At 73.2% G+C, this 25,540-nt stretch carries 19 protein-coding genes; 8 read left to right on the top strand and 11 right to left on the bottom strand.

Translation table 11 applies throughout. From position 1 onward, the window contains the following. Positions 1–279: 279 nt before the first annotated feature. A complete protein-coding gene (locus ACZ7IF_RS25125; RefSeq protein WP_470975365.1) occupies positions 280–1,434 on the bottom strand; it encodes a mannosyltransferase family protein in 1,155 nt (384 codons plus the stop codon). A 292-nt stretch (positions 1,435–1,726) separates the two neighbouring features. Between ACZ7IF_RS25125 and ACZ7IF_RS25120 the strand changes: the two genes are divergently transcribed. Both ACZ7IF_RS25120 and ACZ7IF_RS25115 read left to right on the top strand, forming a co-directional pair. Next, the gene (locus ACZ7IF_RS25120; RefSeq protein WP_470975235.1) at positions 1,727–3,466 is read left to right on the top strand and encodes an MFS transporter; all 1,740 of its coding nucleotides are present in this window, start codon (positions 1,727–1,729) and stop codon (positions 3,464–3,466) included. A gap of 100 nt (positions 3,467–3,566) precedes the next feature. Continuing rightward, positions 3,567–4,751: an acyl-CoA dehydrogenase family protein gene (locus ACZ7IF_RS25115; RefSeq protein ID WP_470975232.1), complete on the top strand. Its 1,185-nt coding sequence runs from the start codon at positions 3,567–3,569 to the stop codon at positions 4,749–4,751. A 17-nt stretch (positions 4,752–4,768) separates the two neighbouring features. On the opposite strand, the gene ACZ7IF_RS25110 is transcribed toward ACZ7IF_RS25115, so the two are convergent. Then, a complete protein-coding gene (locus ACZ7IF_RS25110; protein WP_007263282.1) occupies positions 4,769–5,227 on the bottom strand; it encodes a cell division protein SepF in 459 nt (152 codons plus the stop codon). 284 nt (positions 5,228–5,511) lie between these two features. Here ACZ7IF_RS25110 and ACZ7IF_RS25105 point away from each other — a divergent pair, with 284 nt between their 5' ends. From ACZ7IF_RS25105 to ACZ7IF_RS25090, 4 genes are all read left to right on the top strand, one after another. Continuing rightward, on the top strand, positions 5,512–6,792 hold the full coding sequence (locus ACZ7IF_RS25105) for a DUF5685 family protein (protein WP_470975230.1): 1,281 nt from the start codon (positions 5,512–5,514) through the stop codon (positions 6,790–6,792). 76 nt (positions 6,793–6,868) lie between these two features. Further along, a complete protein-coding gene (locus tag ACZ7IF_RS25100; RefSeq protein ID WP_470975227.1) occupies positions 6,869–7,678 on the top strand; it encodes a DUF1684 domain-containing protein in 810 nt (269 codons plus the stop codon). Positions 7,679–7,840: 162 nt separating this feature from the next. Then, positions 7,841–8,725 carry a S1 family peptidase gene (locus tag ACZ7IF_RS25095; protein WP_470975224.1) on the top strand — a complete coding sequence of 295 codons (885 nt, stop codon included), beginning with the start codon at positions 7,841–7,843 and terminating at the stop codon, positions 8,723–8,725. A gap of 91 nt (positions 8,726–8,816) precedes the next feature. Beyond that, positions 8,817–9,296 (top strand): hypothetical protein, encoded by a 480-nt coding sequence (locus ACZ7IF_RS25090; protein WP_470975221.1) that lies wholly within the window; start codon positions 8,817–8,819, stop codon positions 9,294–9,296. Positions 9,297–9,354: 58 nt separating this feature from the next. Here the strand turns inward: ACZ7IF_RS25090 and ACZ7IF_RS25085 are convergent, their stop codons facing one another. From ACZ7IF_RS25085 to ACZ7IF_RS25050, 8 genes are all read right to left on the bottom strand, one after another. Next, positions 9,355–10,263 carry a DUF4231 domain-containing protein gene (locus ACZ7IF_RS25085; protein WP_470975218.1) on the bottom strand — a complete coding sequence of 303 codons (909 nt, stop codon included), beginning with the start codon at positions 10,261–10,263 and terminating at the stop codon, positions 9,355–9,357. A gap of 61 nt (positions 10,264–10,324) precedes the next feature. Continuing rightward, the gene (gene fxsT / locus ACZ7IF_RS25080) at positions 10,325–14,302 is read right to left on the bottom strand and encodes an FxSxx-COOH system tetratricopeptide repeat protein (protein WP_470975215.1); all 3,978 of its coding nucleotides are present in this window, start codon (positions 14,300–14,302) and stop codon (positions 10,325–10,327) included. Continuing rightward, complete coding sequence (locus ACZ7IF_RS25075; RefSeq protein ID WP_470975362.1) at positions 14,299–15,726, bottom strand: TIR-like protein FxsC; 1,428 nt, start codon at positions 15,724–15,726, stop codon at positions 14,299–14,301. Before ACZ7IF_RS25075 ends, fxsT begins: the two co-directional genes overlap by 4 nt. 43 nt (positions 15,727–15,769) lie before the next feature. After that, positions 15,770–16,633 (bottom strand): AAC(3) family N-acetyltransferase, encoded by an 864-nt coding sequence (locus ACZ7IF_RS25070; RefSeq protein WP_470975212.1) that lies wholly within the window; start codon positions 16,631–16,633, stop codon positions 15,770–15,772. Next, positions 16,630–18,885 carry a radical SAM/SPASM protein FxsBH, inactivated beta-hydroxylase extension form gene (gene fxsBH, locus ACZ7IF_RS25065; RefSeq protein ID WP_470975209.1) on the bottom strand — a complete coding sequence of 752 codons (2,256 nt, stop codon included), beginning with the start codon at positions 18,883–18,885 and terminating at the stop codon, positions 16,630–16,632. The genes ACZ7IF_RS25070 and fxsBH overlap by 4 nt, the downstream gene beginning before the upstream one ends. Before the next feature lie 29 nt (positions 18,886–18,914). Then, entirely contained in the window at positions 18,915–19,172 is a 258-nt protein-coding gene (gene fxsA, locus ACZ7IF_RS25060) for an FxSxx-COOH cyclophane-containing RiPP peptide (protein WP_470975359.1), read from the bottom strand. A 147-nt stretch (positions 19,173–19,319) separates the two neighbouring features. After that, positions 19,320–20,183 (bottom strand): alpha/beta fold hydrolase, encoded by an 864-nt coding sequence (locus tag ACZ7IF_RS25055; RefSeq protein ID WP_470975356.1) that lies wholly within the window; start codon positions 20,181–20,183, stop codon positions 19,320–19,322. A 359-nt stretch (positions 20,184–20,542) separates the two neighbouring features. Further along, entirely contained in the window at positions 20,543–21,145 is a 603-nt protein-coding gene (locus ACZ7IF_RS25050; protein ID WP_470975206.1) for a TetR family transcriptional regulator C-terminal domain-containing protein, read from the bottom strand. A 131-nt stretch (positions 21,146–21,276) separates the two neighbouring features. Here ACZ7IF_RS25050 and ACZ7IF_RS25045 point away from each other — a divergent pair, with 131 nt between their 5' ends. After that, positions 21,277–22,653: a purine-cytosine permease family protein gene (locus tag ACZ7IF_RS25045; protein ID WP_470975203.1), complete on the top strand. Its 1,377-nt coding sequence runs from the start codon at positions 21,277–21,279 to the stop codon at positions 22,651–22,653. 34 nt (positions 22,654–22,687) lie between these two features. After that, a complete protein-coding gene (locus ACZ7IF_RS25040) occupies positions 22,688–24,337 on the top strand; it encodes an amidohydrolase (protein WP_470975199.1) in 1,650 nt (549 codons plus the stop codon). A gap of 78 nt (positions 24,338–24,415) precedes the next feature. Here ACZ7IF_RS25040 and ACZ7IF_RS25035 read toward each other — a convergent pair whose 3' ends face one another. Continuing rightward, positions 24,416–25,516 carry a DUF3533 domain-containing protein gene (locus ACZ7IF_RS25035; RefSeq protein WP_470975197.1) on the bottom strand — a complete coding sequence of 367 codons (1,101 nt, stop codon included), beginning with the start codon at positions 25,514–25,516 and terminating at the stop codon, positions 24,416–24,418. Between the last annotated feature and the right edge of the window lie 24 nt (positions 25,517–25,540).

Below are 25,540 nucleotides of genomic sequence, written 5' to 3'. Positions count from 1 at the left end.
TCAGTACGCACTCAATCGACGTTACCGCGCGTCGAAGCGCACCCCGGGCGAATCGCGCGCTTTGTGATGACCATGTGATGTGGAGTGCGTCTCACGCGGGACTTAATTCCCCTTGTTCCGGCACTTGTTGGAACTTTCGGGATTCAACTCCGGGAGTGCTGCCCCCGCAATTATCGGCATACTTACACGGTATTTATTGCCGCAGGTCAATTCCTTTGCACAATCATGGATTGGAATGATCCATTCCGTGATCGCGTCCGCGTGCCCGCCCCCACCGGCCTACGGAGGCCCCGAACCGTTCAGCCAGAACGCCCCGTACACCGCCGAGACCAGCGCCAACGCGCCCAGTACGGCCGCCGCCCGCCCGGCCCGCCACCGCGCCAGGGCCACCGCCACGGGCAGCACCAACGGGAACGCCGGCAGCAGCAGCCGGGGCTTGGAGCCGAAGTACCCGGAGGCGCACAGCGCCAGAGCCACCACGATCCCGCAGTACACGAGCAGCGCGGCCGGCTGCCGGTCGCGCACGCACAGCCGGTACAGCCACAGCACCAGCAGCACCCCGGCGATCAGCCCCACCCCGGCGGGGAACGCGGGGGAGGCCAGCCGCGCCCCGATGAACCGGGCGAAGGCCCAGCCGCCGTCGAAGCCGTTGCCCCAGCCCGCCTGCACGTCCAGGTAGCCCGTCAGCCCGCCGCCGGTCCGGGCCCCCACCCACAGCGCGTACGCCGCCGCCCCCAGCGGGGCCAGCAGCACCCCGGCCGCCATCGGCCACGAACGCTCCCCGCGCCGCCAGGCCAGCGCCGCCGCCACCCACACGGCCGCGACCACCGCCGCCCCGACCGGCCGGGTCAGCCCCGCCCCCGCCGCGAGCAGGCCCGCCACGGCCCACCGCCCGCGCAGCACCGCGTACAGCGCCCAGGCGGCCAGGGCGGTGAACAGCGACTCGCTGTACGCCATGGACTGCACGATCCCCACCGGCAGCGCCGCCCACAGCGCCACCGCGAGCACCCCGGCGCGCCGCCCGTCAACGGAGTGGTGCCGCAAGGAGCACACCAGGTCGGTGACGGCGAAGACCCCCCACGCGGCGGCGAGGCCCGCCACCACCGAGACCACCAGGCCGGCCGACCCGTACGAGAGCCCCGTGGGCGCGGCCACCAGCCGCTCCAGCCACGGCAGCAGCGGGAAGAAGGCCAGGTTGGAATGGACGGCCCCGCTCGGCAGGACCACCTCGTACCCGTACCCCTCGGTGGCGATCCGCGCGTACCAGAGGGAATCCCAGCGGGCCGAGAGCAAGGTGTGCGGGCTGCTGCCGGCCGCCGCGCACCACAGCGCGAGCACCGCCAGCCCCAGCAGCCGCACAGCGGCGAAGGCGGCGAGCGCGGGCGCGGCACGGCGCGGTCCGGGGTACTTCGCGGGGGCGTCGTCAACGGGCAGAGTGGTCACGGGGACGAGTATCGGCGCCGCGACCGGCGAAAACGGAACGCGGGCACGGAGCGTGAGCGGGCGTGCGCGAGGGGGGAGGGTGGACGGGGCGAGTGGCACACACCACACGGGGGCCGTCGCCGGGATGAGAGCTTGGCCACGTGTCGGGCACGCGAACTCGCGTACGCTGACCCTTCACTCGCGTGTCGATGCCGGACCCCGTAGGACGCCGCACAGCGCACCACCCCGCGGCTACCCACGACGCTGTCCGCCGAGTGCGAGGGACCACCTGGGAGGTACATGCATGTCGGGGACGAACACGGCCGGCGACAGGAAGCCCTCCCTCTGGCAGCGGGTCGCCGCCGCCTCCGGCGGGGCCAACCGCTGGGTGGTCCTGGCGGTCCTGTGCGTCAGCCTCGTGCTCGTCGCGCTCGACGCGACGATCCTGCACGTGGCCGTCCCCTCCGTCACCGAGGACCTGCGCCCCGGCTCCCAGGAACTGCTGTGGATCGTCGACGCGTACCCGCTGGTCTGCGCCGCGCTCCTGATCCTCTTCGGCACCCTCGGCGACCGGGTCGGCCGCCGCCGGATCCTGCTCCTCGGCTACACCCTCTTCGGTGTGGCCTCCGCCATCGCCGCCCTCGCCGACAACGCACAGGTCCTGATCGCCGCCCGCGCCCTGCTCGGCATCGGCGGAGCGATGATCATGCCGGCCACCCTGTCGATCCTGCGCCAGGTCTTCCCCGACCGGCGGGAGCGGGCCCTGGCCATCGGCATCTGGACCGCCGTCGCCGCGATCGGCGCGGCCAGCGGCCCCGTCCTCGGCGGGTTCCTCGTCCAGCACTTCTGGTGGGGCTCGGTCTTCCTCATCAACATCCCGCTGATGGCCCTGATCCTCCCGCTCGGCCGCTGGCTGCTGCCCGAATCGAGGGGTTCGGCCGACGGGCCCTGGGACGTGCTCGGCGCGCTGATGGCCGCCGCCGGCGTCCTCGGCGCGGTGCTCGGCATCAAGCGGATCGGCGCGGAACGACAGCTCACCGACCCCGAGGCGCTGGTGCCGCTGCTGCTCGGCGTGCTCCTGCTGGCCCTCTTCGTGCGCCGCCAGAAGCGGCGCGAGCACCCGCTGATCGACATGCGGATGTTCTCCCGGGCCGCCTTCTCCACCTCCGTCGGCTGCATCGTGCTCGCCATGCTGGCCCTGGTCGGGCTGGAGCTGCTGGCCGTCCAGTACCTCCAGCTGGTGCTGGACCTCAGCCCGCTGGAGACCGGCCTGCGGCTGCTGCCGCTCACCTTCGCCGCCATGGCCGCGGGCGCCACCGGCTCCTACACCCTCCAGCGGGTCGGCCCGCGCACCATGGTCTCGCTGGGCTTCGTGCTCACCGCCGGCGCGGTGCTGCTGCTGACGCTGATGGGCCAGCACGACCGGCCCGTGCTGCTGACCGCCGGCTTCATCCTGCTCGGCTTCGGGCTCCAGACCACCCTCTTCGCCGCGTACGAGTCCATGCTGAGCGAGGCCCCGGCGGACACCGCCGGCGGCGCCGCCTCCATAGGCGAGACCTCCTACCAGCTCGGCGCGGGCATGGGCATCGCCCTGCTCGGCAGCGTGATGAACGCCGCCTACCGGCCCGGCCTGCTGGACGTCCCCGGCGTCCCCGCCGAGGACGCGGCGGGCGCCGCGAACTCCCTCGGCGAGGCCTACCAGATCGCCGCCCACCTCGGCGGCCAGGCGGGGGAGTCCCTCTACGCGGCCGCCCGCAACTCCTTCGTGCACGGGCTGCACATCACCCTCTTCGTCAGCGCCTGCCTGCTGCTCGCGGGCGCCGTGATGGCGCTGAAGCTGCCGCGCACCATGGAGAGCGCCGAGCCGGCCGAGTGCGACGGGACCGCCGTGGACGCCGCGGCCGTCGCCGAGGCCGGAGCCGCCGTACGCCTGCCCGCGCAGCCCACGGGCCCGGTCCGGCCGTCCGCCGGCGCGCGGATCCCCGCTCCGGCACAGCCCGAGCGCGATCCCGCGGTCGGCGGCAGGCCCGGCCGCCAGGGCTGACCCACCTCCCGCCCGCCGAAGTCGGGGGTGGACCCGGGGCCGGGTCGGCGACAAACTTGCACCGCTAGGTTTCGCCCCACGTGGCCGCCGGGAGGCCCCTTTGTCCGCGCCGAAGACCCCGTTCGCCCCCACCGACCCGCTCGGACTCGACGAGCTGCTCGGCCCCGAGGACCTCGCCGTCCGCGACACCGTCCGATCCTGGGCCGCCGACCGGGTCCTGCCCCACATCGCCCAGTGGTACGAGGACGGGGAGCTCCCGCAGATCCGCGAGCTGGCCCGCGAGCTCGGCTCCATCGGCGCGCTCGGGATGTCCCTGACCGGTTACGGCTGCGCCGGCGCGAGCGCCGTCCAGTACGGCCTGGCCTGCCTGGAGCTGGAGGCCGCCGACTCCGGGATCCGCTCGCTGGTCTCCGTACAGGGCTCCCTCGCCATGTACGCGATCTGGAAGTACGGCTCCGAGGAGCAGAAGCAGCGGTGGCTGCCCGGCATGGCGGCCGGCGAGCTGATCGGCTGCTTCGCGCTGACCGAGCCCGACGTCGGCTCCGACCCGGCAGCGATGCGCACGTACGCCAAGCGCGACGGTTCCGACTGGGTCCTGAACGGCCGCAAGATGTGGATCACGAACGGCTCGGTGGCCGCCGTGGCCGTCGTCTGGGCCCAGACGGACGAGGGGATCCGCGGCTTCGCCGTCCCCACCGACAGCGCCGGCTTCTCGGCACCGGAGATCAAGCACAAGTGGTCGCTGCGCGCGTCGGTGACGAGCGAGCTGGTGCTGGACGACGTACGACTGCCCGCGGACGCGGTACTTCCGGACGTCACGGGGCTCAAGGGTCCGCTGGGCTGCCTGAGCCACGCCCGGTACGGGATCATCTGGGGGTCGATGGGCGCGGCGCGCGCCAGCTTCGAGGCGGCGCTCGACTACGCGAAGACGCGGGAGCAGTTCGGCCGGCCGATCGGCGGCTTCCAGCTCACCCAGGCCAAGCTCTCGGACATGGCGCTGGAACTCCACAAGGGCATTCTGCTCGCCCACCACCTGGGCCGGCGCATGGACGCGGGCACCCTGCGGCCGGAGCAGATCAGCTTCGGCAAGCTCAACAACGTCCGCGAGGCCATCGACATCTGCCGCACCGCGCGGACCGTCCTCGGGGCCAACGGGATCTCCCTGGAGTACCCCGTCATGCGGCACGCCACCAACCTGGAGTCGGTGCTCACCTACGAGGGCACCGTCGAGATGCACCAGCTGGTCCTGGGCAAGGCGCTCACCGGGCTCGACGCCTTCCGGTAAGCCGGTGAGTGCCCTGCTCAGCTCTGGTTGAAGAAGTCGCGGGAGCGGCCGCCCGCCTCACCGCTGACGATCTGGGTGTCGGCCGGGGTCAGGAGGAAGACCCTGGTCGCCACCCGCTCGATCGACCCGCGCAGCCCGAAGGTCAGGCCGGCCGCGAAGTCGACCACGCGCTTGGCGTCGGTCGGGTCCATCGACGACAGGTTCACGATGACCGGGACGCCCTCGCGGAACAGCTCGCCGATGCCGCGCGCGTCGCGGAAGCCGTCGGGGGTCACGGTCGCGATGCGGCGGCCGCGCTCGACCGCGGAATCCGAGGCCACCTTCACCCGGGGGTCGGTGACCCACTGGTCGCCGGGGCCGGAGACCGAGCCCTGCTGGCGCTCCACCGCCTCCGCGTAGTCGTCGTCGTAGTACCGCTCGTCGTCGCTGTCCTCTACGAGACCCAACCACGCACTCGCCTTGCGTACCGAACCCATGGACGCCTCCTTTCACCGTGGCCAGTCTGTCTTCTTCTCCGCTGCCCCTATGGTCGTCCATGATGCTGACAACGCGCCAAGTGGATAGCCGCCGCGCAGATGTTTCGTGACGGGACTGGTGCAGAACATCCGTTGCACGGACGAGGTTCCCGGACGCCACCGCTGCTGACTGAGTGAAAATACGACCGCCACCGCTGTCCGGGTGAGGCACTGGGGCGTACGAGTGATCCGCCTGGCTGGATACGATGCCCCGGAATCATGCGTATGACACACGGGGGAAGCGGTTGTTCGGCATCGTCAGACCTTGCGCGCACCGGCTCGGGGAGCGCTTCAAAACGGAGTGGATGGCCCATCTGTGCGGCCTCTGCCTGGCACTTCGCGGTGACCACGGCCAGTTCGCCAGGATCGTCACCAACTACGACGGGCTGCTCGTCTCCGTCCTGACGGAGGCTCAGGCCGGCCCGCTGCCCGGCGCCCGGCGCACCGCCGGACCCTGCCCGCTGCGCGGCATGCGCACCGCGCCGGTCGCCAACGGCGAGGGCGCCCGGCTCGCCGCCGCCGTCTCGCTCGTGCTGGCCTCGGCGAAGGTGCGGGACCACGTGGCCGACCGGGACGGCCTGTTGGCCCGCGCCCCGATCGCCGCCGCCGCGCGCAAGGTGGCCCGGGGCTGGGACCGGGCCGGCGCCCGCACCGGCGCCTCCCTCGGCTTCGACACGGCGGTACTCGTGGACGCCGTGGACCGCCAGGGAGGCATCGAGACCCTGGCCGGGATCGGCACGCCCGTGCTGGAGGTCACCGAGCCGACGGAGACCGCGACCGCGGCGGCCTTCGCGCATACCGCGATCCTGGCGGGACGGCCAGGCAACGGCCCGGCCCTCGCCGAGGCCGGCCGGTACTTCGGACGGCTCGCGCACCTGCTGGACGCCGTCGAGGACCAGGGCGCCGACGCCCGGGCGGGCGCCTGGAACCCGCTCACGGCAACCGGCACCTCCCTCGCCGAGGCCCGCCGGCTGTGCGACGACGCGCTGCACGGGATACGGCTGGCCCTGCGCGAGGTGGAGTTCGCCGACGCGGGGCTCGCCCACCGGCTGCTGGTGCACGAGCTGCGCACCTCCGTGGACCGGGCGTTCGGCACCTCCTCGTGCGGGCACACCGCCGCGAACTCGGCGGGCCAGGGCTACGGGCAGCCCCCGCAGGGCTACGGGCAGCCCCCGCAGGGCCACCCGGCCGGGTACGGCCAGGCCGGCCCGTACGGCGGCGGCCAGGCCGGCCCGTACGCCCCCGGCGGGCCCGGGATGCCGCCGCCGATGGGCCCGGGCGGCCCCGGCGGTGGCGGTGGCAGCGGTGGGTTCGGCGGGCTTCCGCCACAGAGGCCGCGCCGCGGACTGCTGGCCGGCTGCGCGGTGGCCATCGGCCTCTTCTGTACGTGCCAGCTCTGCTGCTCGGAGCACGAGGGCCCCTGGTCCCGCAAGAAGCGCGACGCCTGGTGCGACATCTGCGAGTGCTGCGAGGGGTGCGACTGCTGCGACGGCTGCTGCTGCGACGGGTGCGGCTGCGACTGCTGATCCGGCATCAGTTCCCCGCGCCCGGACGGGTTACCGGAAGGTTCCCGCCCGGCCCGCGGGGGAAGGGCTGAGCGGCATGAGCGATGACGAAGCGGGCAAGGCCTGGCGGGAGTGGCACGAGCACCGTTCGGCCACCGTCTCCGCCCCCTACGGACCCCTCGCCCTGACGGGCACCCACTGGATCACCGACTACCCGGAAGGTCGAATTCCGGCCGTTCCGGGGCACTGGCGCGCCCACGACGGCGGGGTCGTGCTGAGCGCCTCCGCCGAGGACGGGATCGAGCTCGACGGGCGGCCCCTCATAGGGGAGGCCGCCCTCGCCGCGGACGAGGGCCGGCCCGCGCACTCCCGGCTCGCGGCCGGGGAGGTACGGCTCGTGGTGATCCGGCGCGAGGGGCAGTGGGCGGTCCGCGTCTACGACCCCGCCGCCCCGGCCCGGCGCGCCTTCGCCGGCATCGAGGCCACCCCGTACGACCCGGACTTCACGGTGCCGGGACACTTCCGCCCGTACCCCGAGCGGCGGACCGTCCAGGTCGGCAACGCCGACGGGCGCGCCCGCGGCCTCGGCCTCGGCGGCGAGCTCGCCTTCGTCCGCGAAGGCGTCCCGCACACCCTCCAGGTGGCCGTGGACGAGGACGACGGCAGCCTCTGGGCCGTCTTCGCGGACGCCACCAGCGGCGACTCCAGCTACCGCTTCCGCTTCCTGCACCCCGGTACCCCCGCCCCCGACGGCTCCATCACGGTGGACCTGAACCGGGCCCAGCTCCCGCCCTGCGCCTTCGCCGACCACTTCATCTGCCCGTTCCCGCCGCCGGGGAACACCCTGCCCTTCGAGGTCGCCGCCGGGGAGCGTCGGCTGAAAGGCGCCCTTGCCGCCGGTGACTGACGCCAGGACACTCCCGTTCAGCGTCACCCGGCGGACTTGTCAGGGTCACGACGAGAGTGCGGCTTCCCGGCCGCGCACCCGCAGTGTCCCCCCACCGCCGCTCACGGGCTCCGGCACCCCCACCCCAGCCGGGCCCCCGACCCCCACCCGGGAGGACGTGAAGTGAGGACCAACAGCACCATCCGCCTGCGCCTGCTCGCCCTGGCCGCCGGCCTGGCCGCCACGGCAGCCCTCGCCACCCCCACCGCCGCCAGCGCGGACGACGACGGCAACGGCTTCAGCGCCGCCCGCCTCGCCGCCGCCGGGGCCTCCGTCCTGCGCGCCGACGTCGCCGGCACCGCATGGCACACCGACCCCGCCACCGGCACCCTCGTGGTCACCGCCGACTCCACCGTCACCGCCGCAGACATCGCCAGAATCCGCCGCGAGGCCGGCGCCGACGCCGCCGCGCTGCGCATCGAACGCACCCCCGGCAAGCTGACCAAGCTGCTCTCCGGCGGCGACGCCATCTACGCCAACAGCTGGCGCTGTTCGCTCGGCTTCAACGTGCGCAGCGGGAGCAACTACTACATCCTGACCGCCGGCCACTGCACCGAAGGCGCCGGCACCTGGTGGACCAACTCCTCCCACACCACCGTCGTCGGCAGCACCGCCGGCTCCAGCTTCCCCACCAACGACTACGGCCTCATCAAGTACGCCAGCAACAGCCCGGTCCCGCCCGGCACCGTCGGCAGCCAGGACATCACCAGCGCCGTCAACGCCACCACCGGCATGTCCGTCACCCGGCGCGGATCCACCACCGGCATCCACAGCGGCTCCGTCACCGGCCTCAACGCCACCGTGAACTACGGCGGCGGCGACATCGTCTACGGGATGATCAGGACCAACGTCTGCGCCGAACCCGGCGACAGCGGCGGCCCCCTCTACTCCGGCAGCCGCGCCGTGGGCCTCACCTCCGGCGGCAGCGGCAACTGCTCCTCGGGCGGGACCACGTTCTTCCAGCCCGTCGTCGAAGCCCTCAACGCCTACGGCGTCAGCGTCTACTGACGGCCGGCCCCCGCGCAGGCCCCCTGGACGTCCTCCCTCCTTCTGGGAGGATGTCCAGGATGTCCAGGGCGCCCACGGGGGAGGAGCTCGTATGAAGCGCATCGGAGTGACCGGCCACCGGTCGATTCCCGATGAGGTGCTCGGCCATGTGGAGGAGGGCCTGCGGGCCGTGCTCGCGGGCCACCGGGGCCCGCTGGAGGCCTTCTCCAGCCTCGCCGACGGAGCAGACCAGCTCTTCGCGGACATCGCCCTGGAACACGGTGCCGACCTCACCGTCGTGATCCCCAGCGGGGACTACGAGGACACCTTCGAGCACCCCGACGCCCTCGCCGGCTACCGGCGGCTCAAGCGCCGCGCCGCCCAGGAGGTCCGGCTGGCCTTCGCCCGCTCCACCGACGAGGCCTACTACGCCGCCGGCACCTACATCGCCGACTGCTGCGACCGGCTCGTCGCCGTCTGGGACGGCCTCCCCGCCCGCGGGCACGGCGGCACCGGCGAGATCGTCGCCTACGCCCGGGCCCTCGGCAAACCCGTCACCGTCATCTGGCGCGAGGGCGTGACCCGCGACTGAGCCACGCCCCTCTCCGCCGGCCTCGACCACCGCGGATTCCCCGACTGCTGCGAATTCCTCAACTGCTGTGCCGGGCCAGCCAGTCGGTGTGCTGCGGCGACACGTACCGCTCCGTCTCGTACACGGCGGACGGCCACTGCGACTCCGTGATGGTCGTCTGCATCACCACCATCATCGCCGCCAGGTCCTGCTCGATCAGAGTGTGCGCCTCGATCAGCGGATGACGGCGGCGCACCTCGTTCCAGGCGATCCCCGCCACCGCGGCCGCGCTCAGCAACCCCGCCGGCCCCGCCCCGGGCCCCGAACCGAAGGCACCCAGCAGCGCCAGCAGCAGCGCCAGACACGTCAGCAGCACGATCGTCCACGACCACAGCGCCGTGGTCCGCCGCGCCCCCTCCGTCCTGCGCCGGTACCAGTTGCGCTGCTCGATCAGCCGGTCCCGGACGTACGTCTCCCTGCGCGCCTGGTAGTCCAGCCCGCGCAGCCGCTGCATCGCCCCGGTGATCTCCCCGCCCTCCGGCACCAGGCCGGCCGTCCGCGGATCCTCCCAGCCCATCTTGCGCAGCTCGTCCAGCCCCTTCTCCAGCCGCGCCCGGTACACCCCCTCCGGCCCGGCGACCTCGGACCCGAACGGTGCCCCGTGCACGGCGTAACGCCACGCCAGGGACTTGATGAACTCGGCCGCGCTGCGGTTGAGCTGCCACTGCGGACGGGCCCGCCGACTGCCCGCCCGTACGCCCACGGCCAGCACCCCCGCGTACGCCAGCGCGCTCACCGCCGCGAACACGTGCAGCCCGCCCACCGCGGGCCCGGCCGGCAGGGCCGCGGCCCCCGCGGCCGCGACCAGCAGCAGCAGCTGCACGCGCGTGGCCCGCGTCGACTCCCGCTGCCGGGAGACCGCCGCCTGATCGGTGTGGTGGAAGAGGACCGGCAGGTCCTCGTTGCGAAAGGTCGTGCTGTCGGTCACGGCGCCCCCTGCGCTCGTTCCCGGGCGGCGGGGCCGCGAAGCCCCGCCACCCGCCGTCGGATCACACCGCGAGCGGCTCCAGGTCCCGGTGGACCCGCCGCTCGTCACGGGCGTACCGGGTCAGACCGTGGTCCTCCCCGAGCAGCCGCGTCAGCTCGGACACCGCCTCCGCCCGCACCCGCGCCGCCTCCTCCTTGCGGCCCAGCATGTCCAGGCTGACGGCCATGTTCGACGCGCTCGCCAGGGTCTCCGGATGGTGCGCCCCCAGCGCCTCGCGCAGCCGCACCACCGCGATCCGCTCCAGCTCCAGAGCCCCCTCCGGGTCACCCAGATCGGCCCGCGCGTTGGCCAGGTTCAGGTGCGCGAAGACCGTGTGCGGGTGGTTGTCGCCCAGCACCTCGCGCATGCTGCGGATCGTCTGCCGCAGCATCGGGTCCGCCGTCTCCGCGGCGCCCGCGCCCCAGTGGAAGACCGCCAGGTTGTTGACGGCGGCCAGGGTGTACGGGTGCTTCTCGCCCGGCACCTTCATGTACTCGTCCACCACCTCCTGCGCCAGGTCCCGGGCCGCGCCCGGATCACCCGTCGCGAACAGGTCCGAGGCCAGGTTCAGCTCGCAGGCCAGCAGGTCGGGATTGACCGAGGTGTACTTGGCCCGGTACCGGTTGCGGGTCGCCGTCGTCAGCCGCAGCGCGTTCTCCAGCTCCCCGGCCCGCCGCAGTGACACCGCCAGGTTCTTCGCCGCCGACAGCGTGCCCGGGAAGGCCCGGCCCAGCTGCCGCTTGTAGATCTCGTACGTCCGGCTCAGCAGCTGCACCGAATCGTCGTACCGGCCCACCTCGCGCAGGTCCCGGGCCAGGTTCTGCGCCGAGGACAGGGTGTACGGGTGGTCCGGGCCCAACACCTCGGTGCGCCGGTCGAAGACCTCCTGGTCGATCTCCCGGGCCCGCGCGTACTGCCCGACCATCCGCAGGTTCAGCGCCAGGTTGTTCGCCGCCGCCAGGGTGCGCGGGTGCGCCTCGTGGAAGATCTGCCCGAATCCCTCGTGCGCGGCCGTCGCCAGCTCCATCGCCTCCCCGTACCGGCCCAGCGCGCCCAGGTCCATCGCCAGACCGCTGGTGGTCATGTACGTGTGCGGGTGCGAGGGGCCCAGCGCGGCCCGCTGCCGGTCCAGCGTCACCTCGTCCAGCTCCTTCGCCTCCACGAACCGGCCCTGCGACCGCAGGATGTTCGACAGGTGGAACCGCAGGTACAGGTACTGGAGGTCGTCGCTGCCCAGCATCTCCCGCCAGGCCTCGCGCAGTTCCTCGCCCAGCGCGTACGCCGCCTTGAAGTCACCGCGCTTCCACAGGTAGCGCACCCGGTCGATCAGCAGCCGGCGGGTCTCCGGCTCCACGCAGAACCGGGCCTCGGACGGGCTCAGGTGCGGCCAGATCGTGTTGAACTTCGGCCAGGTCTCCGGGTTGTCTATCGGCTCGTCGTCGTCGGGGCGCGCCCCCGCCAGGATCCGGTGCACCGCGTGCCGCGCCTCGCGCTGCTCCTCCTCCGACAGCTGCGCCCGGATCACCGCCTGGACCAGCCGGTGCACCTGGATGCTGTTGCCGACCTGGTCGACCTTGGCCATCGCGAACCGGCCGATCTCCCGGATCACCCGGCCCAGCACCAGCTTCTCCTGGAGCGAGGCGTCGTACGGCTTGAGCGCGTCGATCATCTCCTTGCTGTAGAGGAGGTTCGCCGATATCGGCTCCGGCGCGAAGAAGGCGCACAGCTGGAGCAGCCGCACGGCGGCGGGGGAGCGGGACTGGAGCCGCTCGATCGACACGTTCCACGTCGCCGCCACCGGCTGCGGGTACCCGGCGGGCTGGTTCAGGCCCAGCACCCGCGCCGTCTGCTCGGCGAGCTGCTCCAGGTACGCGGACACCGGCGTCGCGGTCTCCGCGATCCAGGCGCCCGCCTGTTCGACGGCGAGCGGCAGGTCGCCCACCGCCACGGCCACCTGCTCGGCGTCCTCCTTGCCCAGCCCGGGCGCGCGGCGCTGGAGGTGCTCGATGGACTCCTCGCGCAGGAACACGTCCACCGGCAGCGCGTCCCCGTACTGGGACCAGGACTGGTTGCGCGAGGTCACCAGCACGTGCCCCGGGCCGCCCGGCGGGAAGAACCGCTTGAGGGTCTCGGGATCGTCGGCGTTGTCGAAGACCAGCAGCCAGCGCGAGGAGGGCACCCCGCGCCGCAGCAGGTCGATCGCCTCCTGCGAGGCGGCCGACATGTCCTCGCCGGTCTGAGCGCCCAGCCGTACGGCCAGCTCCGCGAGGGCCGCGACCACGTCGTCCGTCTGCTCCGAGGAGATCCACCAGACCAGGTCGTAGTCCGCCATGAACCGGTGCACGTACTCCAGCGCCACCTGGGTCTTGCCCACGCCGCCGAGCCCGTACAGGGTCTGCGGCTGCGGCAGCACCACGGCCATGCCGCCGCCGAGCTGGTCGCGCATCCGCTCCAGCACGATGGACCGGCCGGTGAAGCCGGGGTTGCGGGGCGGTGCGTTCCAGATCTTCGGGACCGTGCCCGGGAAGCGGGGGCCGGGCTGGGAGGCGCTGGCCACGGTGTCCGGCAGCGCCATCGGCCGCTCCACCGCACGCAGCAGGGCGGCGGTCGCGTGCACCTCGTCGAGCCGGAACAGGTCCACCGGGTTCCGGTCGATGTAGGGCGTGGCCAGGCGTACGTCACCCACCCGCAGCGGCACCAGGTGGCGCCTGCCCCCGGTCGGGTCCTCGGCGGCGGCACGGTTCCACACGTCCACGGCCCGGGCCGACTTGAGGTAGGCGCTGGAGAGCAGCACCACGGTCCGGGCGGCGGTGTCCACGCCGATCCCCGCCCCGCCCAGGGTGTCGCCGGCGGCCGCGTCGGGCGCGCGCTCGGCCGACACGTCCTTGGGCACGACCCGGAAGCCGGCCCGGGTGAGCACCGACTCGATCCAGTCGGCCCACATCCGGTTCTCGGCGACGTAGGAGAGGAACAGGTCGGCGGGCAGCGCCGGGCGGCGCCGGGTGAAGGCGTCCCGGATCCGCAGCCGCACCTCCTCGCCGATCACCGGCATGGAGGTGATCTCGCCGCCGGTGACCACCGTGGTGAGCCGTTCGAAGGCGGAGAGCAGGGAATTGGTCAGCCCGGCCTCGTCGCCGAAGGTGGCCAGGGTCTCCTCGTAGGCGTAGTAGGGGCGGTACGGGATCTCCACGGCGCCCCAGTAGGAGGTCAGCTCGTCCCCGACGAGGCCGTTGGGGAAGCGGTCGAACTTCAGGCGGGCCAGGGCGCGGCCCGCGTCGGCCTTCTCCTTCTCGCCCTCGTCGATGCGCATGGGCACCGGGTAGATCTTGATGCCGCGGTCGTTGAACCGCTCGTCGATCTGCCGGGCCACCGCGGCCGCGCCGTCGATGGACTGGTCGGACAGGGTGAAGCAGTCGACCAGGACGTCGGGGAGGTGGACGGTGCAGATGTCGGCGATGTCGGACAGGCCGGTGCGGCTGTCGATCAGGACGTAGTCGTAGTTGGCCTTCATGTCGGCGCGCAGGGCGTCGAAGAAGAGGCCGCCGCCGAGCCGGTCGTAGAAGTTGTCCCAGTCGAAGGTGGACACGGTCGCCGAGTACTCGCGGTTCTGCCGGCCCGCCGAGACGAAGTCGAGGGTGCCGCCGTCCGGGAACTCCCAGCCGTGGGTCTCCGGGGTGAGGGAGACGGCGTGCGGCTGGATCCGCGCGTACTCCTTGTGCCAGTCGGCGGCGCGCTGCACGGGGCTGGTGGCGGCCCAGGCGTACTCGCTGATCAGGTCGATGACCCCGGTGGTGGCCCCCAGGGTGGAGGGGTCCAGGAAGGGGTGGAAGAAGCGGTGCAGGCCCGGGGCCTCCAGGTCCCAGTCCACGGCGAGGACCCGCTTGCCGTTGGCGGCGAGGATCCAGGCGGTGTTGGCGAGGGCCATCGTGCGGCCGGTGCCGCCCTTGTACGAGTAGAAGGTGACGATGCGTCCGTCTCGGCTGTCACGACTGGCTGTCATCCGCGTCCCCCCGGGTCTGTGTCGGTGTGTGCGCCGTGCTCGTCGGTGTCGCCGTCCGGGCCGGTGCCGTCGTCGGGCCGCCGCGCGTGCGGGAAGGGGGCCGGCGGCGGTAACGGCGGCGGCCCGCCCATCCCCATCGGGCCCAGCAGCCGCGGGCGTTCGGTGGAGGTGTTCCCGGCGGGCAGGTACACCTGCGCGTGTCTGAGGTACTGCTGCGCGGCCGCCTCGACCACCTGCGGCAGGATCTGGCCGAGCGTCTCCATGCTGGCCACGCCGTTGGCCGCGGCCCGGCAGGCGGCCCGGCCCTGGCCCATCTTGACCGGCAGGGTCTCCTCCAGCCGGCGCGCGAGCTCGGCCTCCTTGGCCCGGCTCTGGTGGTCGTACCGGTTCCACGGCACGACCACGTTGATCCACGGGCGGTGCTCCTGGTCGAAGGCGGCCAGCCGCTGGCGGCGCTGTTCGTCCTCCACCGCCCAGCGGTCGACGATCAGGATCTCGGGGCGGGTGGGCGGCTGCTTGCTGTCGAAGTGGCCGGCCTCGTCGTCGAAGGAGGACATCGTGGTCTGGTAGTTGAGGTTCTTGACCAGGTCCTCGGCGACGTAGGCGACGGGCCGTTGGGAGGTCGGGTGGTACGGGTTCCAGTCCAGCGCGCTCTCCCCGTAGTACTCGGGGCTGCGGCCGTCCGGCAGGTCGTGCCGGGAGGCGGCGGCCACGGTCACGTGGAGGGTGCGGGAGGGGCTGCCGCCGGGAGCGGGACCCTGGCCGCCGCTGTGCCCGAAGGCGCTGGGCACCACCCGGTAGTCCAGCGGGCGCACCGGGTGCAGGCGCACGGTCTCGGCGACCCGGACGATCCGCCGGGCCAGTTCGTACACGGCCTGCTCGTACTGCTCGGCGTACCCGCGCAGCTTGATCAGGCCGTACAGCCCGTCGGTGACGTAGCGCTCGCCGAAGGTGTTGTGGTTGAACTGCAACCGCTCGGCCGGGCCCGGCAGCTGGGACGGCGGCACCGGCACCCACAGGGCGGGGACGATGGCCTCGGCGGCCGGCTGGTTGCTGACCGCCCCGTGCTGGATGGTGCGCTGCGCGAAGGCGAACCACTCCTTCCCGCACATCTCACTGGCGAAGTAGCGCGGCGAGAACAGGGGGACGAAGACCCGGCAGGTGGCGAGCGCCGCCCCGAGCCGTTCCGACCAGCCCTCGCCGCTGCGTATCTCCCGGTCCATGAAGCCGGCCTCGGATCCGGCCGGCAGGTCCGTGAGCGCCATGATGTGACTGCACAGGTCACGGAAGAGGCGCTCCACCCACATGTCGGGATCGGGTCCTCCCGGCCCGAACCTCGGTGTATGCGCATAACTGAGAAAAAAGTACGGCTGCACTGATGCGGGCACACGACCCCCGTCCCGAAGCTGCGAGCGAAGAAACATCATTCCGGAGCTGCTTCGCCACATCCCCTCATCGTTCAGTCAATCAGCGTCTGTTTTCGGTCATCCAGGCCTGGGCGTGGTCCACGGCGTGCGGAATCGAGAAGAACACCGCGGACGCCCCTCCCACCCGCCCCCCGCGCACCAGCGAATCCGGGAACGCCCGGCCGATCTCCTCGAAATCCCCGTCGTCCAGCGCGACGTCCTCGTACCTCGTCCACTCCCCCTCCTGAGGGCGCCCTCCCCGCCCCTCCGGAAGGTTCACCTTCACCACACAGTCGTACATGCGCAAGGGGGGCTTCGGAATTCGATACTCCGCGAGATGGAAAGCAGTACAGGCCGAAAATCCCACATTGATCATGAGTACCTGTCCTCCCTCCCAGCACAGCTTTCCCAGCGGGGAATCCTCACCCAGGTGGCTTTCGGTGCGGTGCCCCGCGCACAGCCGGTGCGCGTCCGCGCCGAGCGCGGCGAAGGAGGTCTGCGGATGGCCGCTGCGGGCGGCGCCCGGGGTGGTGCGGACCACCTCGGCGAAGACGCCCATGCCCTGGCTCGGGGAGCGGTCCGGGTCGAAGGGCGGCATCCGGGCCCGGAAGGCCGCCACCCGGGCCTCGTCGAGACCGGCGACGCGGGCCAGGTGGGCGGTGGAGGTGAGGGAGTTCTCCGCGGTGAAGGCCGGGACGAGCAGGGTGCCCCGGGGGCCGAGGACCCCGAGCAGGGCGTCGCGCAGCGTCTCGGCGCGCAGGCCGGTGCCGCCGAGGGCGGCGTGCACCAGCAGGCGCTGTCCGGGGCGCACGCCGAGCAGCCGGAGCCCGGCGGCGAGCTGGTAGCGGCCGGGCGGGGCGGGTGGGGCCGCGGGTGGGGCCGGCGGTGTTGGCGGGGCAGCCGAGGCGGCTGCCGGTGCGGTCACGCGTCGACCGCCTTCAGCTCCCAGCGCAGCTCCTCCACCAGCCGCTTGCCGCTCACCGTCAGCTCCGCCGCCTCCGCCAGCCGGTCCAGCGCGCGGTGGATCCGGTCCGCGCCGCCCGGCTCCTGCGTGCCCGTGGCCCGGCGGTACGCCTCCACCGCGACCCGCTCGTGCACGTCGGCCAGCAGCCGCGAGACCGGCACCGGCCGGGTCCGCCAGGGCGAGGGGTGCTGCCAGGCCCCGTCCAGCGCGTAGAGGTCGGCCACCTCGGTCAGCTCCCGCAGCCGGGCCCGCCGCCGCCCGGTCAGCAGGGCGAGCGCGGTCTCCCTGACCCCGGCGGCGTACGGAACCCCGAGCGCGCCCGGCCCGTGCCGCCCGGCCTCGCCCCAGCCCCCGGCCCGCGGGCCGCCGGCGAGCGGGGTGAGGGTGCCCAGCCCGGCGGCGGCCGCCCGCGCGAACCCGGGGACGGTGCGCAGCAGCAGTGCCCGGGCCGCGTCGAGGCGGCCCCGCCACTCGTCGGCCTCCCCGGCCCCGAGCCGCAGCCGGGGCGGGCGGGCGAAGCAATTGCGGTACGGGTCCAGGTCCTCCAGCGCCACCGCCGGCTCCCCGGGCCCGGGCGACCAGGTCCGTACGGGCAGCCAGCGCGCGTCCTCCGCCGCCGGGCCGAAGCGGTGCTCGGTGCGCCCCGCCCGGACGACCGCGTACCCCTCGCCGGTGGCGTGCAGCAGGGCGCGCCCCCGGGTGCCGGGCTCCCCGAGCCGCAGCAGCCCCAGCGTCGGCAGGTACACCTCCCCGTCCCGGTAGGCCACCTCGGCCGGCAGCTCCAGCCCGCCCCGCAGCACGGCGGCCGCCGTCAGCGCGGCCAGCCGGCGGGCCGCGGCCGGGCCGTCCGGGCGCCCCTCCCGCACGGCGTCCAGGGCCTCCAGCACCCAGGTCCGGGTGAACGGGTGGCCCAGTACGGCGTCCAGCGCGTCCGCGCCCGCCTCCCCGGCCCCCTCCACCCCGGCCAGCAGCTCCCAGGCCCGCGCCCAGGCGGGGTCCCCCGCGAGGTCCCCGTGCAGCCGGGCCAGCAGGATCCGGGTCAGCTCCTCCTGGGACCGGGCCAGTTCGGCCGGGTCGGCCAGCTCGGGAGCGGTCTGCCGGGCGGCGGTGCGCCCCTCGACCCCGTCCACCAGCTCGCGCAGGTCGGAGCAGTACACGGAGGGGTTGTCGAAGCCGTTGTCCTCCCGGTAGCGGTGCGTGTAGAGACCGCCCCCGCACGAACGTACGACAGGGCAGCGGCGGCACGTGCCGCTGACACCCGCGAGCCCGAGCTGCCGCGCCCGGACCCCGGGGTGCGCGGCGACCTGCTCGAAGGCGTGGCCGAAGACGTCGAAGCCGGTGGCGGCGGCCCCCTCGAAGGCGCTCTTGAGGGAGTCGACCTGCTCCAGCGTCCCGTCCGTCTCCACCACGACGAGGTCGGTCGGGGCCAGCCCCAGGGACTCCGTCAGGCTGGGTCCGCCGCGCAGCGTGGACAGCAGGGACTCGAAGAGCCGTACGGGCACCGGCCGTTCCAGCTGCTCCCAGCGGTCGAAGACCCGCAGCAGCCAGCGGGCGTACGCGTCGGGCGCACCGTCGGGCCGGTCCGGCGGGGCCTCCCAGGTGGCGTGGGGGAGCAGGAAGTCCACCCGGGGCGGCTCCAGTGCGACCAGCGCGTCCAGCACCGCGACCGGGTCGTTGGCCACGTCCACGGTGCACAACAGGCCCTGGTAGAGGTGGCGGTAGGGCGCGGAGCGCAGCAGGTCCAGGGCGGCCAGCACGAGCGGGTGGCTGGAGCGGCCGTCGGCGAAACGGCGGTGGCGGTCGTTGGCCGCGCGGTCCCCGTCGAGGGAGACGCCGACCCGGACGCCGTACTCGGCGAAGAGGTCCAGGTAACGGCGGCTGAGCTGGAGCCCGTTGGTGTGGATCCGCAGGTCGAGGTCGGCGGTTCCGGCGAGTGCGCGGGTGAACTCCTCGCACACGAGCCGCAGTCGGTCGGGGCCGGCCAGCAGGGGTTCCCCTCCGTGGAGGATCACCGTGACGGAGGGGAGTGCATGGTCACGGGCATGTTCGGCGAGCCGCGACGCGGTCTGGGAAATGACCTCGGGGGAGATCACTTTCGGCCGGGCTCGCCAGCTCTGATCTGCGTGTTCGTAGACATAGCAATGATCACAAGCGAGATCGCATCTGCTGTGAACCTTCAGGACGATCTCGCGGAAAGCGATCGTGCGGGTCATTCCACCAGTCTAGAGCTCATAACTGATCGTCAGAGCGCTGAGTTGAAGATCGGTGCCTGAACGCGACGGCCGGATTCCGACGGAAGTACGCGTTCGAGAACCGCGGCCGCGGAAGCGCTGCGGACGTCGATCTTCGCGAGCGGGACGCGACGGTCCTTGACCGTGCTGGTCGGGGGGGTTGCGGAAGTGTTCACGACACCGTCCTCGGGGAGGCCATCTGGAATGGGCGGGAATGACGTCAGCGCATCGCTGCTGTCAAGCGTGGACTTTACTCGTCCACACCCCATTGGCAACCGAGGCATGACGCCTGGTCAAGCGTTCTATAGAAAGCGTGGTGCATTTATCGAGGACCCGCATCCGGCCGTTCGCCGCAGCGCAAGATCCAGTTTTCCGGGGGTCCGGCCCGGACCGCGTCGTCGCAGGCCGGACAGCCCTCAGGCGGGCTGCTGTTCGCCCACGGAGGGGGTGGGCAGTTCGCGCAGCAGCCAGGTGAGCACGTCGGGCAGCGCGCGCAGCGCCGCGAAGTGCGCGGCGTCCGGATCGATGGCGGTGGTGGCGCCGGGGATGCGGCGGCCCAGCCAGCGCGCGTGGCCCACGGGGGAGAAGACGTCGAGCTCCCCGTGCCAGATCAGTACGGGGCAGCGGATGTCGGCGGGGTCGAAGCCCCAGGGGCTGCTGAAGGCGAGGATGTCGTCGATCCAGCCGTACGCCGAAGCGCGCACGCCCTCCCGGTAGTTGCGCAGCAGCATCGACCGCAGGCCCGCGTCCGAGACGATCATGCGGTCGCTGGCGGTCAGCTCCCGGCGCAGCTCGTCCAGGAGCCGGCCGGGGTCCCGGGCGATGCCGGCGGCGCGCGGGATCAGCCGGGCCGCCAGTTCCTCGGGGTCGTCGGTGGCGGTGGTGTACTCCCGTACGTTCGACGCGGCCATCCCGGCGAACCAGTCCAGGTCCTCCGCGTCCCGGGGGGCGAGGGGCACCAGGGCCGCGGTCCGCGTGACCCGCTCCGGCAGCAGGGCGGCGCAGGCCAGGGCGCCGGGGGCGCCGCCCGAGCGGCCGGCCACGGCGAACGTGTCCAGTCCGAAGGCGTCGGCGATCGCGGCCACGTCCTGGGCCACGTCGGCGACGGTGCGGCCCGGGTGGCGTCCGGAGCCGCCGTAGCCGGGCCGGTCGTAGCCGATGAGCTGCATCCGCCGCTGGTAGAGGACCATGCCGCGGGGTGCCGGGCCGAGCCTGCTGCCGGGCATCCCGTGGAGCAGGAAGACGGGCCTGCCGTCCGGGTCCCCCCACCGTTCCGCCATCAGGGCGCGGCCGTCCGCGGTGCGCACCTCTTTGCGCACGCGCTCCCTCCCTCACGTCCGACGCGAGCAGTCAGGCCGATTGTGCTCCCCGGTGGGGGAGCGCGGTAGGGCGCACTGGGAGGGAAATTCTCGTGAAAGTTTCCACAAACGCCCGCGGGTCTCTGGTTCCTGGATTCTCTCGCAGGTCAGTGGCGTGATCGCGGCGCTCGGGGTGTGTGAGGAGGGGCCTTCGGCCTACCCGCGAAGGCCATTTTCGGCAAGGCTGCTTCCGCTTTTGGGCGTCGAATTGAGCCATCGGGATTTCCCGTTGAAGGAGTTCCCGCCCCGCCGCACCGCAGCCTCCGGACCCCGTCCGGGGCTCAGCGGTGCTCGACCAGCAGGGCCGCCGCCGAGCGCGCCCGCTCCAGGGCCCGCGCCCGGTCCGCGTCCCGCTGGCCCAGCACCACCCGGGTGCTCAGCCCGTCGAGCAGGGCGAGCAGCTCCGAGGCCCGGGCGGCCGTGTCGGTCGGGGCGAACCGGCCCTGTTCGACGCCCTTCGCCAGCAGGGCCCCCAGGTCCTCGTGCCAGCCGGCGTCGATCTCCTCCTGGGCGGCGCGCAGGTCCTCGTTGGACGGCGTACGGGCCCACAGCTCGATCCACAGGGTCCAGCGCGGGTCGCGGGGACCCCGGGGCAGGTACAGCTCCAGGAAGAGCTCCAGCTTGCGGGCGGCCGTGACCCGGCGGTGCAGCAGGGCCTTGCGTTCGGCCGCCAGCCGCTCCTCGCTCCAGCGCAGCGCCTCCAGCAGCAGCCGGTCCTTGCTGCCGTAGTAGTAGAGGATGTGGCCGCCGCTGGTGCCGAGGCGGTCGGCGAGCTTGGACATGGTCAGTGCCGCGAGCCCGTCCTCGGCGATCGCCGCCATGGCCTCTTCCAGCATGCGCTCCTGGGCGACCTGCCCGTCGCGCCGCCGTGCCGCTCCTGCCACCGCCGCCGCCTCCCGATCTTCGTGGGCCGACCTTATCCCGGACGGGGTCTTGACGGGGGCCGGACCCACCCCTCATCTTGAATGCCATTCAAGAACTTAGAACGCCATTCAAGATCAAGGGTGCGTGCACGATGAGTGACGAGATCTTCAGAGTCGAGACGCGCGGCATCGATCCGATCCCGGACGGCGAGCGGCACGGCAGCGCCCGTGACCTCTTCTGGCTCTGGTTCGGCTCCAACCTGACCTTCACCTACGTGATCAACGGAGCCCTGGCCGTCGCCTTCGGCCTCACCTTCTGGCAGGCCACCGCCGTGGTCGTGATCAGCGGACTGGCCTTCTTCGCCATCAGCGCCGCCGGACTGTCGGGCATCCGCACCGGCACCGCCACCCTGGTCATCTCCCGCGCCGCCTTCGGCGTCCGGGGCAATCTCCCCGCCGGAGTCCTCAACTGGCTGGTCGGCATCGGCTACACCATCCTCAACACCGTCGTCGGCACCCTCGCCCTGGAGGTCTTCCTGGCGGACCTGGGCCTGCTCCACGGCACCCCCGCCCGCGCCGCCGCCCTCTTCGTCACCCTCGCCCTGACCTTCGTCGTGGCCATGTGGGGCCACGCCACCGTCCAGTTCGCCGAACGCTGGATGGCCTACGTCCTCGCCGCCGGCTTCGCCGCCCTGCTCGCCTTCCTGCTCCCCGGCGCCGACACCGCCGCCCCCGCGACCACCGTGCCCGGCGCCTCCGGCTGGAGCCTGGCCTTCGTGATCATGCTGGCGGCCCCCTTCTCGTACCTGCCGATGCCCGCCGACTACACCCGCTACCTGCCCCGCACCACCTCGCTGAAGTCGATCACCTGGTACGGGGCCCTCGGCGGCTTCCTCTCCTCCGTCGCCCTCGGCGTCGCGGGCGTCGCCGCCGCCACCCGGACCGACATGACCGACGCCGTCGCCGGCACCGAAAGCCTGCTGCCCGGCTGGTTCCAGCCGCTGTTCCTGGCCCTCGTACTGGGCGGCTCCGTCACCAACTCGATCATCACCCTCTACTCGTCCAGCCTGAACCTCCAGGTACTCGGCATTCCGTGGTCCCGGGCCAAGGCCATCGTCGTCAGCGCCGCCATCACCGGAGCCGGCTCCCTCGCCGCACTCTTCCTCACCGACTTCACGAGCGCGCTGACCTCCTTCCTCTCGCTCCTGATCATCGTCTTCGCGCCCTGGGGCGGGGTCTTCCTCGCCGACATGCTGCTGCGCCGCTGCCGCTACGACGGCGACGCCCTGCACACCACCGGCCCCGGTGGCGCCTACTGGTACCGCTCCGGCTACCACCCGGCCGGCCTGGCCGCCCTCCTGGCCGGCATCACCTTCGCCACCCTGACCTGCGACTCCGAGCTGTGGACCGGGCCGCTCGTGGCACCCCTCGGCGGTGCCGACCTCACCCTGCTCGGCTCGGTCGTCTCCGGCCTCGCCTACGCGGCCCTGTACCGCCGGACCCCCGCCCCCGTCCCGGCCGCCGCCTGACCCCTCCCGCCACCGCGACACAGGAGCACCGCCCGTGAACCACCCCGCCGACCTGCTGCTCACCGGAGCCCGCATCCACACCGTGGACCCGGACCTGCCCGAGGCCGAGGCCCTCGCCGTGCGCGACGGCCGCATCGTGTGGATCGGCCCCGACCACGAGGCCGCCGCCTGGGCCGGACCCGGCACCGAACGCGTCGACGCCGCCGGGAAGCTGGTCCTGCCCGGCTTCATCGACGCCCACAACCACGTCCGGCTCGGCTCCGACGCCGACTGCGTCCAGCTGGCGGGGGTGCGCACCCTGGAGGGCATCCACGAGCGGATCCTGGCCTGGCGTGAGGCCAACCCGGACGCGAAGTGGATCGAGGCCGAGGCCTTCGACTACTCCGCCATCCCGGGCGGGCGGATGCCGTGCGCCGCCGACCTCGACCCGGTCACCGGGGACGTGCCGGCGATCGTGCTCTCGTACGACGTCCACACGGCCTGGCTGAACACGGCCGCCCTGCGCCGCCTCGGCGTCACCCGCGACCGCACCGACCTGCCCTTCGGCACGGCCGCGACCGACCCGGGGACCGGTGAGCCCACCGGTTTCGTCACGGACTTCGCCGTCAAGGGGCTCTCCCGCGAGGGCCACCGGGCGCTGCGCGAACTCGGCGTGCCGTGGGCGTCGCCGGACCGGCAGTACGGGCGGCTCGCCAAGAGCCTCGACGACGCCATCGGCTTCGGCATCACCACCGTGGTCGAGCCGCAGAACTCCCTCGACGACCTCGAACTCTTCGAACGGGCACGGGCGGAGGGGCGGCTGCGCTCGCGGATCGTGGCGGCGCTGTTCCACCCGCGCGGCACCGGCGACGCCGACCTCGACGAGTTCGCGGAGGCGGCCCGCCGCTTCGCGGACGACCGGCTGCGGGTCGGCCCGCTCAAGCTGTACATCGACGACGTGGTGGAACCCCGTACGGCCGCGCTGCTGGAGCCGTACACCGGCTGCGGGCACCACCGCGGCGAGACCTTCTACCCGGCGGAGGAGTTCGCGGAGCTGCTGGCGAAGCTGGACGCGCGGGGCTTCCAGTGCTTCGTGCACGCCACCGGCGACCGGGGGATCCGCACCGTCCTCGACGCCGTCGAGCACGCCCGGACGGTGAACGGCCCGCGCGACGCCCGCCACCAGGTGGTCCACGTGGAATGCCTGGACCCCGAGGACGTGCCCCGCTTCGCGGAGCTGGGCGTGGTCGCCTGCATGCAGCCGAGGCACTGCGCGCCCGAGATCGCCGGCCCGGGACAGGACTGGGCCGAGAACGTGGGCGAGGACCGCTGGCACAAGGCCTGGCCGATGCGGAGCCTGCACGGGGCGGGGGCGGTGCTGGCCTTCTCCAGCGACTGGAACGTCGCCGAGATGGACCCGATGATCGGCATCTACACCGCCGTCACCCGCCGCCCCCTGGGCGGCGGCGAACCCTGGCGGCCGGAGGAGACGGTGGACGTGGAGACGGCGGTGTACGGCTACACGATGGGCTCCGCCCACGCCAACTTCCTGGAGCGGGAGCGCGGTTCCCTCACCGTGGGCAAGGCGGCCGACTTCGTGGTGCTGTCCCGCGACATCCTGCGCATCGCCCCGGAGTCCATCCCGGGCACGGTGGCCGAGACGGTGGTGGTGGCCGGCGAGGTCGTGCACACGGCCGCGGCCTGACCCCGAGCCCCTTCGCGGACCGCCCGGCCGAGCTCCTCCGGGCCCGTCCGCAGGGTGGTGATCACGCCCCGGGGGCGCTCAACGCGGTTCCGCCGCCCCGCTCGTGAAGCGGGGGACGGACGGGGCGTCGTCGGGGAGGCCGCTGCCCACCGCGGCTCCGGGGCGGCCGCGGCGCATGACCGCGCAGGCCAGGGTGATCACGGCGCCGGCCACCGCCCACGCGGCCAGCACCAGCATGGGCCCGCCCGCGCCGTTGCCCTTGAAGTACGCGATGGAGCGCGCGGCGTACGTACCGGCGCCCGGTGGCAGGGCCGGGCCGATCGCCCGCCAGAACGGCGGCAGCAGCGGGTACGGGTAGGCGCCGCCGGCGCTCGGGTTGCCGAACACGACGACCACCAGGATGGCCAGGCCGATGCCGACCACGCCCGCCACCCCCTGGAAGGCCAGGGTGAGCGCGCCGACCGCGAAGACCACCAGGGTGCCGAGCCCCCACAGGGCCGGGATCGAGCCGGGCAGCGCGCCCAGCACCGGGCCGGCGATGAGCGTGCCGAGCAGCCCGGCGGCGATCGAGTACAGGAGCAGCGCGCCGAGCCGGATGACCGCGCGGTGGATGTCGGCAGGCCGGGCGCCGGCGCTGATCGCCAGGATCGCGGCGCACAGGTAGCCGCCGACGCACCAGCCGACGACCAGGTAGAAGGAGCTCAGGCCCCGGCCGTCGCCCTTGTCGGCGGGGGCCACGTCGTCGACCCGGACCGTGCGGCCCTGCGCCTTCTCGGCCAGGCCGACGATCTGCTCCAGGGCCTGGGACAGCGAGGCCCCGGAGCCGCTCGCGACCAGCAGCCGGTCGGTGGTGCCGGCCGGGTCGACGATCAGTGCGCCGTCCACGTCCCGGTTCTTGATCTGCGCGAGCGCCGCCGCCTCGTCCTTGACCGCGCGCGGGTCGAGCGGGTCGCCCGGCAGGGCGTCGAGTCCCTTCGCGGTCTGCGCGGCGACGGCTTCGGCGGGGGCGGCCACCGCGATCGGGATCTCGCTGGGCTTCGGGTGGTGGAAGGCCCCGATGTAGGAGGTGATGAACGCCAGCTGGAGGGCCAGCACTCCCATGACCAGCAGGGCTGCCCGGGCGGTCACGGCGTCCTTGATCTCGGCGAGGAAGCCCCTGCTCTTGGTGGGGTGGGTCATGGTGCCCACGCTCGGCGCGCGTGG

The organism is Streptomyces sp. NPDC037421 (genome assembly GCF_055602105.1).
The sequence above is the reverse complement of the archived record's forward strand: the minus strand, read 5'-3'. Positions and strand labels throughout refer to the sequence as shown.